Origin of the sequence: Brucella sp. (assembly GCF_032066345.1) — a bacterium.
Classification (GTDB): Bacteria; Pseudomonadota; Alphaproteobacteria; order Rhizobiales; family Rhizobiaceae; genus Brucella; species Brucella pseudogrignonensis.
On sequence record NZ_DAMBKZ010000003.1, the window covers coordinates 336,866 to 351,122 of the forward strand.

Genomic DNA, 14,257 nt, shown 5'->3' on the forward strand with positions numbered 1-14,257 from the left:
ATCAGGCGCTCCGGGCCTGAGATGGTGTTGCAACGGATAAAGCTGGCAGTTCCAGATTGGCGCGGAAGTCAGAACCGATATAATCCGTATCAATCAACGACCGGCGTCGAAGCTCCGGGATCAGACCATTTAGAAGCAAATCTTCCTGATCGGGATTGCCAATGCCGTGCAGTGTTAGAACGTCAACAGCACCCGTATTGAAGCGTTCTTCAATCGCATCAACAAGTTGTTCCGGCGTACCCGCAATCGACCAGTGACCGGTTTCCTGTGCCTCAATAATCAACTGACGCAGGGTCAGACCTTCACGCGCATAGCGGCGGAAGACTTCAACACGGCCCCGGCGGCGGTTAATGCTGGTGACTTCCGGCAGCAGGTTTTCCGGTAGAGACTTGTCGAGCGGCAGATCGCTCAGATCAATATGGCCGCCGAGCATATCTGCAAGTTTGACACGTCCCTGATCATAATCGATTGCCTCATGCTTGTCTTTCAGACGGCGAGCAACATCGGCTTCCGATGAGCCAATCAGCGAATGAAGCGAGTTCATGATGAATGGCAGATTGTTGGCTCGGCCAAACTGTGCTGCTCTGCGGCGCAGCTCGGTGGCAAAGGCCACAGCATCTTCGAGCTTCGGCTGCGACGTATAGACGACTTCAGCATAGCGGGCGCCAACGGTGATGCCCGCATCGGACTGCCCCGCCTGAAACTGAACCGGACGACCCTGCGGCAGAGGTGGCACATTCAGTGGCCCTTCTACGCTGAAATGCTTGCCACGATAGTTGATGGGGTGAAATTTTTCCGGGTGGACAGAGATATTACCCGACGCTTTGCGGGTGATCGCATCACGTTCATTTGCATCATAGAGCGCGTTGACGATCTCGATAAATTCCGCAGCACGTTCATAGCGCTCTTCCGGACTTGGCAGATCGCCGCCGAAATTCTCTTCGCCGACCGAAGAGGTCACGGCATTCCAGCCCGTTCTGCCACCGCTCAAATGATCCAGCGTTCCGATCTGGCGTGCGAGATTATAAGGATGCAAAAATGTTGTTGAGACGGTCGCAATAAGCCCGATATGCGATGTGGCATGTGCCAGCGCTGCAAGCGCGATAACCGGGTCTTGCGTGCCGGTGGTGCCTGCAAGACCCGCCGGGTCAAGTTGCAGGAGGTCGGCAGTAAAAAGACCGGTGATTTTCTCGGCTTCAGCCTTCTTTGCCAACTCTATCGCGCGTTTGAACCCAAAGGTCTTGTCCTGGTCATTGTCCGCGGAAACAACGTTGCTGGCACCGAACAGGGTTTTCAAGCGGCGGGTACGTGTTCTGGTCATGGAAGTATCCTCGTGTTTTATGCCGCGCTTATCGTTGGAACGGCATCCAGCAGGGCGCGTGTGTAATTGTGCTGTGGTTGGGAAAAGACGCGTTCAACAGCGCCGCTTTCAACGATGCGACCGTCCTTCATCACCAGAACGCGGTCTGTCAGATGATGGACGACACCAAGGTCGTGGGAAATGAACAAAAGCGATGTGCCTGAAGCTGCTTGTAGCTCGGCCAAAAGGTCTAGCACCTGAGCCTGCACCGATACATCAAGCGCGCTTACAGGCTCGTCGGCGACCAGCAATTTTGGGCGCGGTGCAAAGGCACGCGCGATGGCGACACGCTGGCGCTGGCCGCCCGACAATTCACGGGGATAGCGCTTGAGAAACTGCGCCCCCAGACGCACGGCATCCAGCACTTCCACCACGCGCTTGCGGCGTTCATCACCATAGATATGAACGGAATCAAGGCTTTCACCGACGATCTTTTCAACCGTGTAACGCGGATCGAACGAACTGAGCGCATCCTGCGCAATCAATTGCATATGCGCACGTTGTTCGCGGCGTTGCTCCTCACGCAGATTGCTCCAGAGCCTGCCATCAATATGTACAGAACCCTGATCGGGTTCTGTAAGGCCAAGCACAATCTTTGCGACAGTGGTTTTGCCGGAGCCGGATTCCCCAACAATGCCGAGCGCTTCGCCAGCTTTCAACGAGAATGAGACATCATTGACGGCCAAAGGCGTGTTGGCTTTGCCATAATGTTTGAACAACCCTTTGGCTTCCAGAACATTGGTGCTCTCATCGATACGCTTTGCTGGTAGGGCCACCCTGACTTGCGGTTGGTGCGACTGTGCTGGCGATAGCCGGTAGCCGCGCGATCCGGCCGACGGTACGGCTTCAAGCAAATGTCGCGTATAGGCTTCCTTCGGCGCATTGAGGATCTGGTTAGTCGAGCCTTCCTCAACGATGCGGCCATTGTGCATGACCAGAACGCGATCGGCCAGCCGTGAGACAACAGCAAGATCATGGCTAATCAACAGAAGTGTGTGTCCCGCCCGGCGACGCTCGGCGAGAAGATCGAGGATTTGCTTCTGAACTGTCGCGTCAAGCGCTGTGGTCGGTTCGTCGGCGATGAGCAGTGACGGAGAACGGGCAACCGCTGTTGCGATCAGTGCGCGTTGCCGCAAACCGCCGGAAAGCTGATGTGGATATTGCAGCAATCTGCGATCAGGGTCGGGAATGCCGACCGAGCGCAGCAATGCCTTGCTGCGATCCGTGACATCCGGCCTTCGGAAGAAGCCCTTGACGCCGAAGGCATCGGAAAGCTGTTGCGAGATACGACGTAGCGGATCGAGCGAAACCAGCGCATCCTGCAGGACAAAACCGATCTTGTTGCCACGAAGACCGCGCCACTCCTTATCGCGGTAATCAAGGACACTCAGACCATCGATCTCGAAAAGGTCAGCCTTGACGATAGCGCTTGGGCCTGAAAGTCCGATCAGTGCTCGTGCGGTCACTGACTTGCCCGAACCGGACTCTCCAACAAGCGCTACCGTCTCACCGGGGTGAATGGTCAAATTGATGCCTTCGACGACTTTGACCAACTGGTCATCGCGTTGAAAGCTGATGGATAGATTGCGGATTTCAACAAGGGGCGTTGTCATGACTGCCTCCGGCCTTCAAAGGCAAGTTGCCAGCGCCGTCCGAGAATGCTGATGGAGATAACGGTGAGTGTGATGGCCAGACCGGGCCAGACGCCAATCCACCATGCAACACGCAGATAATTGCGCGCTTCTGAGAGCATCGCGCCCCATTCGGGAGCTGGCGGCTGCGGTCCCATGCCAAGAAAGCTCAAGCCCGCAGCACTAATGATTGCTGTGCCAAGCCCGATTGTTGCAAGGATTGGTACCTGCGCAATGGCGTGGGGCAATACGTGCCGCAACACGAGGATATGACGCTTCAGCCCAAATGTTTTCGCCTGCTCGACATAACCGCTTTGCGCAATAACAAAGGTCTGCGCGCGCACAACGCGGGCGAAACGCGGAATGATGGCAACCCCAAGCGCAAAGATCAGATTGACGGTGCCCGGACCCGTAAACGAGATGAACACCAGCGCCAGCAGAAGATCGGGAAACGAAGACACCACGTCAAGAAAACGGGAAATTGCTTCATCAATCAGGCCGCGCGATAGTCCAGCCAGCAGCCCTAGAATGGAGCCAGCGATAGCACCGATAGCCACAGCACTAAAGCCGATCAGTACCGAATAGCGCGCACCGTGAACCACGCGTGAAAACACGTCGCGGCCCAAATGATCGGTGCCAAACCAATGTTCTGCTGAAGGCGGCAATTGTGCTTGTAGCGGATCGGCCAGCAACGGATCGGCTGTTGTAAGTAAACCCGGCCAGAGCGTTGCAACGGCAATGAGCGTTAAAAAGAATGATGGCAATGCAAGTGCCGGGCGCGAAAGGACCAATCGGGCCAGATTACGTAAGCTTGTACCAGCCGGTTTTGCCGTCGAGTGCGTTTCAAGTGCGGGGGTGACACTCATGATCTATCTCCGGCCTTCGGTTCTCAGGCGCGGATCAATCAGTAGATAGAGCACATCAACGATGGTGCTCATCACCACATAGATAAACGCCGAGAAAATAGCGACAGCCAGCACCACCGGCAGGTCGTGATAAAGCACTGCATCAACGGTAATGCGGCCAAGACCGGGACGTCCGAACACGGCTTCGGTAATAACAGCGCCTGAAAGAAGTCCACCAATCAGCCAGCCGGTCAGTGTCACTGCGGGCAGCGATGCATGGCGCAAACCATGTCTCAAACGCAGCACAAGATTGCTGGTCCCCCAACTGCGCACAGTCAGCGCAAAGGGTTCTTCCAGTGCGCGTTCCAGACCTTCGCGCAAAACCTGTCCAATCACCGCGCCTAAAGACAAACCAAGCGATAGAGCTGGAAGAACGAGTGCTGCGAAATTCCTGTCCCCCGACACCGGAAACAGCTTGAGTGTGAAGGAGAAGACGAAGAGCAGAACGATGCCAAGCCAGAAGGATGGCGTTGAAATCAGCACAAGTTCTGTGCCCGCAGCAATTGAACGCGGCAGCTTTTTACCGGCTGTCAAAACAGCGCTGCCCACAGCAAAGACGATTGCCACAAAGAGCGCGGCACCCGCGAGCTTTAGCGTCGGCCACATCTGCGAAAACAACAGCTGTGAAACGTCTGTCTGCAGATAATAGGAACGGCCAAAATCGCCATGCAGAATACGTCCGAGATAGGACAGGTATTGCATGAAAATGGGATCATCCAGACCCCATTCTGCGCGAATGGCAGCTTCAACTTCAGGCGTGCGTAACTGCTCGCCAATCAGAATGCTGACGATGTCGCCGGGTGCCAAATGGACGCTGATGAAGCTCAGGGTGATTGCCGCCCAAAGAACCAGCAGGCCTGAGCTTATGCGCAGGGTGATTTGTCCCGTAAGGCTGTTCCGCGGAACTCCGAAACGCCGGGGCAACCAGCTTGCGGGTGCGCGACCGATGGTCGTGGTATTTTCAGCATCCATGATCTGTAGCTCCTCTGTGCCGAAGTCCGCAGGACGGCGTGTTTATTCGCTGCGCCAGATGTCGTAAGCGCTTTCAGGAAGTTGCTTGAATGGGCGGAAGCTGATGCCTTTGACATAGCTTGCAGCTGCAACCTGATCTTCAGGCTCGTACAGCGGCAAGGCATAGGCCTGATCCAAAATGGCGAAGTTTTGCAGCTTGCTATAAAGCTCAAACCGTTTGGTCTGATCGAGCGTTGAGGCGGCTTCATTCAGCCATTGCGCTAATTCAGGTGCTGAAGCGCGGCTGTAATTGATGTAACCGCCCTTATCGAGTGGCAGGTAATGCAGCTCGATATCGATAGCGTCGGTTGGCGTGTTGGAATTGGCAATCGAACCAAATTCGCCGGTCTTTCGGCGATCTGTGTAGGTTCCGGCATCCACATAAACGATTTTGAGATCAATGCCCGCACTCTGACGTGCCTGCGCCTGCAAAGCCTGCAAGAGAACGTCGCGCTGGTCACGCACTGTTGCCTGTGCCTGAATAACTTCGATGGTCAGCGGCTTGCCATCCTTGGTGCGGAAGCCTTCCGCATTGCGTTCGGTCCAGCCCGCTTCATCAAGAAGCTTGTTGGCAAGCTCTGGATTGGCACCGTACTTTCCTTCGATGCTTTTATCGTAGAACTGCGGATCAATAGGCGAAGTGATGCCCCATGCGCGGGTGCGTTCCCCGCGATAGACAGACTTGAGAACGGCATCGACATCAATGGCTGCAACCAGCGCTTTGCGAACATTCAGCTCCTGCGTTGGCCCCCATTCGACATTGAGGAAAAGCGAATAAGGTGTGCCGGTATTCAAGGCCGTCTGATAGGTGAAATCAGGATTGTCCTTGAACAAGGCCGCATCATTGCCGGAAACACCTTCAATGACATCAACCTGACCAGACGTAAGGGCGCCGGTTCTGACCGAGGACTCGCCCAGGAAACGGTAGGTCACTTCATCCAGATAGGCTGGACCCTGATGAGCAGCATTTGCTGGTGCCCAGTTGTAATCCGGGTTTTTTGCGAAGTTGAGTTCCTGTCCTTTGGCATAGCGCTTCAAAATGAAAGGACCGGTTCCTGCAATCTGAGGTCCGCCGGATTTGATTTCGTCTGATTTGAATGCCGCGGGCGAGAGAATTTCCAGGCTGGCAATATAATCAAGAAATGGCGCGTAAATGCCTTTGAGCGTGAAAGTGACGGTGTTTTCGTCAAGCGCTTTCGCTTCTGCAATGCGCGACACTGGCCCGGTGCTTGTGCTGCCGGAATAGGCCGGGTCTTTGAGCGCCGTAATGTTGGCTACGACCGCTTCCGCATTGAATTTTTCGCCGTCCGTAAACTTCACATCATCGCGTAGCGTGAATGTGTAGGTTTTACCGTCGTCCGAAATCTTATGATCTTTCGCAAGCCAAGATACATAACCGCCGTCAGCGGTGCGTGCGAGCAGCGATTCATAAGCATTGCGCAGCAGAAGTTTGGTTTTGTCCTGACCATTGAGTTGCGGATTGAGCGTTGCAGGCTGGGTTTCAACGCCCCAGACCAGCTTGCCACCTTCAACGGGTTTGGCATCTTCCGCGAATGCGATTTTTGGCAGTGCGACCGCTGCGAAAACTGCGGTTCCGAGTGTTAGAAAATATCGGCGATTAAGCATGTATCGGTCTCTCGTAAGAAGGATGAAATTAATCTTGAAGCCAGATGTCGTAGGCGTTTTCCGGAAGCCGCTTGAAAGGGCGGAAACCAATGCCTTGAACGCGGGATGATGCGACGATTTGATCGGCAGGCACGTAGAGCGGCAGGCCATAGGCCTGTTCGAGCAGCGCAAAACGTTGCAATTCTGCGTAAGTCTCAAAGCGCTTTTGGGGATCGAGCGTGGAAGCGCCCTGATCCAGCCATTGGGAGACTTTGGGGTCTTCTGTTCGGCTATAGTTGATCGAGCCGCCCTTATCGCGTGGCAGATAATGGAAATAGATGGTGACGCCGTTTTCTTGCGTCGTGGTCGAGTTTGGAATGATGCCGTATTCGCCGTCTTTCTGACGGCTGGAATAGGTGCCCGCATCGACATATTGCAGCGCAATATCGATGCCCGCATTTTGCCGCGCCTGTGCCTGTACCGCCTGTAACAGAATATCCCGCTGGTCGCGCACGGTGGATTGTGACTGCACAACCTCGATTGTCAGACGTTTGCCGTCTTTGGTGCGGAAGCCGTCGGCATCGCGTTCCGTCCAACCCGCGTCATCGAGAAGCTTATTGGCAAGTTCTGGATTAAACCCGTAAGTGCCTTCAATCGACTTGTCGTAAAAGTCTGTGTCAGCGGGCGTAAGAATGCCCCAAGCACGTTCGCGTTCACCGCGATAAACCGACTGAATAATGCGTTCGACATCGACGGCAGCCAGCACTGCTTTACGGACATTGACGTCGGAAGTGGGTTCGCGGGTGATGTTGAGATAGAGCGTATAAGGCGTTCCGGTGTTGATTGAAGTTTGGTAGCTAAATTCCTGATTATCTTTGAAAAGTTGCGCATCGTTGCCGGAGATACCTTCTGCGGCATCAATCTGCCCGGAAGTAAGTGCGCCGATACGCACTGAGGATTCAGGCAGGAAACGATAGGTCACATCATCGAGATAGGCCGGCCCTTGATGCGCGGCATTTTGGGGCGGCCAATTATAATCCGGGTTTTTAACGAAGCGGATTTCCTGACCCTTGATATAACGGTCGATAACAAAGGGGCCGGTTCCTGCGACTTCTGTTCCACCAGCCTTCAGCTGTGTAGACTCGAATGCTTTGGGCGAGATCAGTTCAATGCCTGCCGCACCATCCAGAAAAGGTGCGTAAACGCGGTCGAGTTTTATAACGACAGTTAGTGGATCAACGGCCGTTACTTCACTGACACGCGCGACATGGCCTGCGCTGATGCTTCCTGAATAAGTAGGTTCTTTGAGTTTGCTAAAGTTGAGAGCAACAGCCGCTGCATCGAATTTCTCACCATCTGAAAACTTCACGCCGTCGCGTAGTTTAAACGTGTAGGTTTTGCCGTCGTCAGAAACTTCATAGCTCTTGGCGAGCCACGGCACATAACCGCCCTCCGGTGTGCGGGCCAAAAGGGATTCATAGCTGTTGCGCAAGATGAGCTTGGCTTTGGCCTGACCGTTCAAATGGGGGTTAAGTGTGCTTGGCTCTGTCTCCACACCCCATGTGAGAGAACCACCGCTGACGGGTTCAGCATTTGCTTTGGCCGAAGTGATTTCGGCTCCAGCAGCGATGATCAGAGTAAGGGCGCTGGCGCCAGCCAGGAAAGCTCGTCTTGTTACCACGTTGAATATCCAGTGTCGGGAAATTGGGAGAGTTTATGCCGCGATTGCCGGGCGATTATTGGCGAGCAGCTCAATGGTTTTGAGACGATGGCTACCTTCTGAAACAGGACAGTCGACAACGAACTCGGCGATGCCCAACTCCCGGTGCAGGCGTTGAAGTTCATTGTGAACATGCAAGGCTGTGCCACGGATCACACGAGGCGTGCGCTCTTCGATGCTGTATTGTGTGGCACCGGCCTGTCGCACATATTCAAGCGCCTGTTCGTGACTGCCGACATTGACCGGCTGCAGGCCCTCGACCGCAACACGGAAGCGACGAATATCGCCTGCCAGTTTTTCCGCCTCGGCATCGCTCTCAGCAACAATAACGCTGACCGCTAAAATGGCAGGGCGGTTCGTAATTGTCCGATAGGCTTCGACCGCTTCTTTGATCGCTGCCGGATCGCCCTGAATATGTCCGGCATAGACGAAGTTCCAATCGATCTGCGCCGCAAGTTCAGCACTTTCGACGCTCGCACCCAGCAGGAAACGTTCAGGTTTTTGCGGCGGAACCGGATAGGCGGCAATGCCGTTTTCATCATCTGATTTCTCTGAACCATGATCGAGAAAGCCATCAAGCTCTGCAAGTTGCTGTTTAAAGGATGGTTTTCGGTCAGGGTCATAAGCCCCTTGCAATGCGCGGGTTGACAGCGGCAAGCCACCTGGCGCTTTTCCGACGCCTAAATCGACTCGTCCCGGGGTAAGTGATGCAAGCAGATTGAAGTTCTCAGCGACTTTATACGCGCTGTAATGCTGCAGCATCACACCGCCCGAACCAATCCGGATATGATGGGTATGAGCCAACAAAAAGCCGATCAGTACCTCTGGTGACGAACTGGCAAGCCCCGGTGAGTTGTGGTGCTCTGCCACCCAGAAACGATGAAAGCCTGCGGCTTCTGCTTTCTGCGCAAGCTTTATCGTGCGGGTCAGCGCCGCCTGGGCTGCTTCGCCGTCATGAATGGGACTTTTATCGAGAAAACTGAGCGCGTAGGGCATTTGATCCTCACCAACAACTTCAATGAGGAGATAATCTATGTTTTTTGTAGAATATTAATCGAGCAACGATCTTCCAATATTTGCACGCTCATTAAACGTTCATGCCGTGCAAACGTGCGAGCAAAGAGGCACCGTTAAGGAGAGATACTGTTCGATGGCAGCTTTATGCTTCCACTCAACACAAGTCGGACAGGATTTGTTTCAGCGGAGGCTTTCTATGGTTGATATTATTGTCCAGTCTTCTCTTTTGGACCCGGCGGCACAGCCGCTTATTGACGGTCTGGTTCATGAATATGACAGCCGTTATGCGAATCTGGACCGACCGGGCGGCGCACGCACAGAAATTCTGCGCTATCCCACAGAGGCATTTGCGGCGCCGCTTGGCGGTTTCCTGCTGCTTCAGCGCGATGGGGAAACCATTGCCGGGGGTGCCTATATGAGCCACGACGATGAAACCGTCGAACTCAAGCGTATCTGGACGGCATCGCATTTGCGTAGGCAGGGACTGGCGCGCCGTATCGTTTTGGCGCTTGAAGAAAGTGCCGGTGAACTAGGTTACACGCGGGCCTATCTCTCGACGGGCTTTCGTCAACCTGAGGCCACAGCGCTTTACATTTCGCTCGGCTATCGCCCGCTCTTCGACACTTCTTTAGATGTTCAGCAATATCGGTCGTTGCCTTTTGAAAAGCACATCGGCACCAAGCTAGGCCAGCAAATCTCCTCGCCGCTCTATCCCGCATCGGCCTCATTTGAAGAGGCAACGCAGCGCGTGCAGGAACGTAAGGCCGTGCAGGAAGCAAAGATACTTGCTCGGCTTCAAAGCTATCGCGAAACCGCTGCGTGAGAAGGGAAACAAGCCATGCCCCTTTCACATATCGAACATTTCGCCTTTCTCATTCCCGGCAGTCATCACGAGAATGATCCCGCACGGGGTTTAGAGGACACACTTCAGCTTTTCGAACATGGAGAGCGACTGGGATATGACAGCGCATGGGTGCGCCAGCGCCATCTGGAGCGCGGCATTTCATCTGCCGCTACCTTCCTCGCTGCCGCTTCGCAGCGAACAAAACGCATCGGTCTTGGCACTGCGGTCATCCAGCTTGGTTATGAAAACCCATTCCGGCTGGCCGAAGATCTTGCAACTGTGGACCTGCTGTCGAACGGCAGGCTGAATGTTGGCGTTTCAGTTGGTGCGCCGCCTTTTGCGCATCTTATCGCAGATTTCGTCGATGCTGCTCCCATCGCTGATTACAGTCATGCGCGTGCAGAAAAACTGGCACAGGCCCTGCGGTCAGAGCCACTTTCGGGCGAGACCGAAGCAGGCAATGCCGCTGGAGCGCAAATCCCGCGTTTAAGACCCTTTGCCAAAGGGCTGACCGACCGCCTGTGGTATGGCGGTGGATCACAGAATTCAGCACGTTGGGCGGGGCAGGCTGGGTTTAATCTTCTGACGGGAAACATTGTCAGCGGTGAGAACACGGACGATTTTCTGATAGCCCAAAAAGCTCTCATAGAACGGTTCCGTCAGGAATGGGTGCATGAGCGTGCGCCGCGTGTCGCACTTGGCCGGGTGATCCTACCCACGGACAGCGCAAGCCCCGATGCGCGCCGTCGCTATGCGGAATTCGCCGCCGAACGCGACAAGCGAACGGGTTTCGCCCATGGTCCGCGCCGCACTTTGTTTCTGCCCGATATTGTGGGCACGACAGAGCAAATTCTGGAAACTTTAGCAGCCGATCCTGTTCTCCCGCTTGTCTCCGAGTTTCGGCTGGAGCTGCCTTACGAATTTCACGCCGAGGATTATGCGCAAATTCTCACAGACTTTGCGCGGCTTCTTCCTGCCTCGGGCGCAAGCAAGCCAGAGCTGAGCGTCGTTCGCGCTGGCTAGTTATCCAATCCATTCAATGACGATCGGAATACAATCATGACGCAGTCTAAAACCCTGCTCTTAGGCGTGGGTATCAGCGCCGCAACCGCACCTCAAACGAGCCTCAAGCAATCGCGGCAGTTCTGGACCGAGCTGACAAAACCGTTCGATGGTGCATTTGCATTTCTGACACTGGAAGATGAGTTCGCAGACAAGGGCGGCGATGGGCTGGATGCCATCTTGCTGGCAAACTGGCTTGCACCGCGTCTCACCAATATTGGTATCATCGCTGGTGCGCCGGTCAATTTTCTGGAACCTTTTCACGTTTCAACAGCCATTGCGACGCTTGATTATGTCAGCGAAGGGCGTGCTGGAATGCTTGTGCAGCAGCTCACAAAACCGCGCAATCTGGAAGCCAGCAAAGCGCTGGGTGCGTTGAATGGTTATCCTTCACTTGATCAACAGGCGCTTAAAACGGACACTCAAGACGCAATCGAGGTTATCCGCAGGCTTTGGGATAGCTGGGAAGACGATGCAGTTATTCGCGATAAGAAAACGCAACGTTTTCTTGATGCATCCAAACTGCACTACATCAACTTTGAAAACGAAATTTTCCGGGTTCTTGGGCCTTCAATCACCCCGCGTCCACCGCAGGGCCAGCCGATTGTAGCCACCACACTTTCAAACCTTGATGAGCTTAATGTAGCCCGTAATGCGGATGTGGTTTTTGTTACAGCGGATGAGCAGCTTATCAGGGCTGCTGGCGTATCCGTGCATGATCGCGCGGCGCCGTTTGTCGTCGCCGATATCGCGCTTTCTGACAAGCTAAGTGTTCAGGAAACGATTGATGCCGTTATCGAGAACCAAGCATGGGGTGCTTCGGGCATAAGGTTGCTCTTGTCTGATCCGCAATCGCAAAGCGATTTCGTTCTCAAAGAACTGCTGCCCGCATTGCAGGCTCGCAAGCTTGTTCACAACGGCGAGGGCACCACGCTGCGGGCGCGGTTTGGTTTGCCTGAAGCAATCAATCGTTATTCAACAGCCGCTTGAGCGAAGGAACCGGGAAAATGACAAAGCTGAAGCAGGTTATTCTCGGAGCGCAGTTTCCGGGCGTCAACAATTTCACCGTATGGAGCGATCCGGCAGCGGGTAGTCAGATCGAGTTTTCTTCGTTCAGGCATTTTGCTGAAACGGTTGAGCGCGGCAAGTTTGATTTCATCTTTCTTGCGGAAGGCTTGCGTGTGCGCGAGCAAAAGGGAAAACTTCACGAGCTTGATGTTGCTGGTCGGCCCAATACGCTGGCCATTCTCACCGCACTCTCTGCAATCACCGAAAATGTGGGCCTTATCGGGACGCTAACAACCACATTCAACGAACCCTATGCGCTTGCGCGGCAGCTTGCGACTTTTGACACTCTCTCCGGTGGGCGTGCAGGCTGGAATGTGGTGACATCACCGGGTGCATTTACTGGCGCGAATTTCCGGCGAGGCGATCATCTGCCCTTCAAGGAACGCTATGAGCGTGCGCGCGAATTTCTTGATGCCGCGCAAAAAATCTGGACTGGAGGTGATTTTGCTTTCAAGGGCAAGCATTTTGACATTGCTGGTCACTCAGATCCGGCACCGCTACCGCAAGGCGCGCCCGTTATTGCGCAGGCTGGCGACTCGCAGGAAGGGCGCGAGCTTGCCGCAAGCCACGCCGATGTCATCTATTCCCGCCATGGTACACTGGAAGCGGGGCAGGAGTTTTATCGCGATGTGAAGCAGCGTTTGGCTCATTATGGGCGCAGTCCGGATTCGCTGAAAATCTTGCCGGGCGCCAATTTCGTGTTGGGCGATACGCAAGAAGATGCGGAAGAAAAGCTGCGCGAAATCCGTCTGCAGCAGGTCAGTCCGAAATCTGCCATTACGTTTCTGGAGCAGGTATGGAACCGTGATCTTTCAAACTATGATCCGGATGGACCACTTCCGGAACTGGAGCCGGATGTTGCACACGAGCAATTGGCTCTCGGGCGCGCCAATCGTTATGATGACCGCGTTGATACGGCGCGTGCATGGCGCGAGCTCGCTGAACGTGACAAACTCAGCATCCGTGACCTGGTCATTAAGGTTACAGCGCGTCAGCAGTTTGTTGGCACGCCGCAGACGATAGCGGACGAAATCAACGCCTATGTGCAGGCTGATGCAGCCGATGGGTTCGTGTTTGCGCCGCATCTTACGCCTGGAGGCTTCGACGAATTCGTTGAAAAGGTTGTACCGATCCTTCAGCACAAAGGCGTGTTCCGCAGCGATTATGCCGGAGAAACATTGAAAGATAATCTCGGCTTATCAGCTTAACAGCCAAGAACAATAAGCAGTGGCGCGTAATTGCGCCGTTGCTGGTTCTAATTTTCTACAAAATCAGTCGAATATAGAAAGCTCATTCTCGGCCAATCTGTCGAGCGCTGCTACCGTGTGGCGGATTGATAAATCTGGAGTAATAAACAGACATGGGATCAACGGTAACATATCTCCGCGAGAGTATTCCGCAGTATGTTGAAGAGCCTGTAGATATCGAGGTTTCTCCAGGTGAACTCAAGGCCGCTATGCGACAGCTAGCGGGTGGGGTAAGCGTTGTTACAGCGGGGTTTGACGAAGGACGCACGGGCGCAACGGTGACGTCAGCGACGGCACTGTCTGTCGATCCTCCAACAATCATCGTGAACATCAACCGTGGTTCGTCGGTCTGGCCGGTGATCAGCCGCCACAACCATTTCTGCGTAAACATTCTGTCTGCTGGTCAGCAGGCTATTGCGGACCGTTTTGCAGGAAAAGATGGCGTGAAGGGCGCTGCCCGATATGAGGGCGCTGCTTGGTACGCTCTCGAAAGCGGCGCGCTGGCGTTGCATGGCGCGTTGGCTTCGGTCGATTGTGCGGTTGAGGACGTTATTGAGCGCCATACCCACGCTATCATTATCGGACGGGCACTGAAGATTGTGACCGGCGGCGGTGAGCCGCTTCTTTATCACGGCGGCGGTTATCGATTGCTCGGGCTGTAATTTAGTTTAAATAGATAATATAAAAAGCCGAAGAATATATTCTTCGGCTTTTGCTTTTTTGAAATTATGGCAAAATTTAAAAGAAATAATTTTCAACTGTCTTTATAATTTTAAATATCAATTCC

Annotated in this window: 12 protein-coding genes; 5 read left to right on the top strand and 7 right to left on the bottom strand. The window is 54.2% G+C overall.

All coding sequences use genetic code 11. The features are described from left to right. Position 1 precedes the first annotated feature (1 nt). From RT142_RS06360 to RT142_RS06390, 7 genes are read right to left on the bottom strand one after another with little or no spacing between them, the layout of a single operon-like run. The gene (locus tag RT142_RS06360) at positions 2 to 1,321 is read right to left on the bottom strand and encodes an NtaA/DmoA family FMN-dependent monooxygenase (RefSeq protein WP_112812836.1); all 1,320 of its coding nucleotides are present in this window, start codon (positions 1,319 to 1,321) and stop codon (positions 2 to 4) included. Positions 1,322 to 1,338: 17 nt separating this feature from the next. Further along, positions 1,339 to 2,973 carry an ABC transporter ATP-binding protein gene (locus RT142_RS06365; RefSeq protein WP_313027992.1) on the bottom strand — a complete coding sequence of 545 codons (1,635 nt, stop codon included), beginning with the start codon at positions 2,971 to 2,973 and terminating at the stop codon, positions 1,339 to 1,341. Further along, positions 2,970 to 3,857, bottom strand: coding sequence for an ABC transporter permease (locus tag RT142_RS06370; protein ID WP_313027993.1), 888 nt, complete (start codon positions 3,855 to 3,857; stop codon positions 2,970 to 2,972). Before RT142_RS06370 ends, RT142_RS06365 begins: the two co-directional genes overlap by 4 nt. Before the next feature lie 3 nt (positions 3,858 to 3,860). After that, positions 3,861 to 4,868 carry an ABC transporter permease gene (locus RT142_RS06375; RefSeq protein ID WP_007878999.1) on the bottom strand — a complete coding sequence of 336 codons (1,008 nt, stop codon included), beginning with the start codon at positions 4,866 to 4,868 and terminating at the stop codon, positions 3,861 to 3,863. 42 nt (positions 4,869 to 4,910) lie between these two features. Then, positions 4,911 to 6,533, bottom strand: coding sequence for an ABC transporter substrate-binding protein (locus tag RT142_RS06380; protein WP_313027995.1), 1,623 nt, complete (start codon positions 6,531 to 6,533; stop codon positions 4,911 to 4,913). A 28-nt stretch (positions 6,534 to 6,561) separates the two neighbouring features. Next, the gene (locus RT142_RS06385; protein WP_313027996.1) at positions 6,562 to 8,193 is read right to left on the bottom strand and encodes an ABC transporter substrate-binding protein; all 1,632 of its coding nucleotides are present in this window, start codon (positions 8,191 to 8,193) and stop codon (positions 6,562 to 6,564) included. A gap of 33 nt (positions 8,194 to 8,226) precedes the next feature. After that, positions 8,227 to 9,228, bottom strand: coding sequence for an LLM class flavin-dependent oxidoreductase (locus RT142_RS06390; RefSeq protein WP_313027997.1), 1,002 nt, complete (start codon positions 9,226 to 9,228; stop codon positions 8,227 to 8,229). 217 nt (positions 9,229 to 9,445) lie between these two features. Between RT142_RS06390 and RT142_RS06395 the strand changes: the two genes are divergently transcribed. The 5 genes from RT142_RS06395 (at position 9,446) to RT142_RS06415 (ending at position 14,132) form a co-directional block, all read left to right on the top strand. Continuing rightward, a complete protein-coding gene (locus tag RT142_RS06395) occupies positions 9,446 to 10,072 on the top strand; it encodes a GNAT family N-acetyltransferase (protein ID WP_079213876.1) in 627 nt (208 codons plus the stop codon). Between the two features lie 15 nt (positions 10,073 to 10,087). Continuing rightward, positions 10,088 to 11,116, top strand: a complete 1,029-nt coding sequence (locus RT142_RS06400) for an LLM class flavin-dependent oxidoreductase (protein ID WP_113159157.1) — start codon at positions 10,088 to 10,090, stop codon at positions 11,114 to 11,116. Positions 11,117 to 11,152: 36 nt separating this feature from the next. Further along, positions 11,153 to 12,145, top strand: coding sequence for an LLM class flavin-dependent oxidoreductase (locus RT142_RS06405; RefSeq protein ID WP_313028000.1), 993 nt, complete (start codon positions 11,153 to 11,155; stop codon positions 12,143 to 12,145). 17 nt (positions 12,146 to 12,162) lie between these two features. Beyond that, on the top strand, positions 12,163 to 13,431 hold the full coding sequence (locus RT142_RS06410; protein ID WP_313028001.1) for an LLM class flavin-dependent oxidoreductase: 1,269 nt from the start codon (positions 12,163 to 12,165) through the stop codon (positions 13,429 to 13,431). A 152-nt stretch (positions 13,432 to 13,583) separates the two neighbouring features. Continuing rightward, positions 13,584 to 14,132, top strand: a complete 549-nt coding sequence (locus RT142_RS06415) for a flavin reductase family protein (RefSeq protein ID WP_007879012.1) — start codon at positions 13,584 to 13,586, stop codon at positions 14,130 to 14,132. Positions 14,133 to 14,257 lie beyond the last annotated feature (125 nt).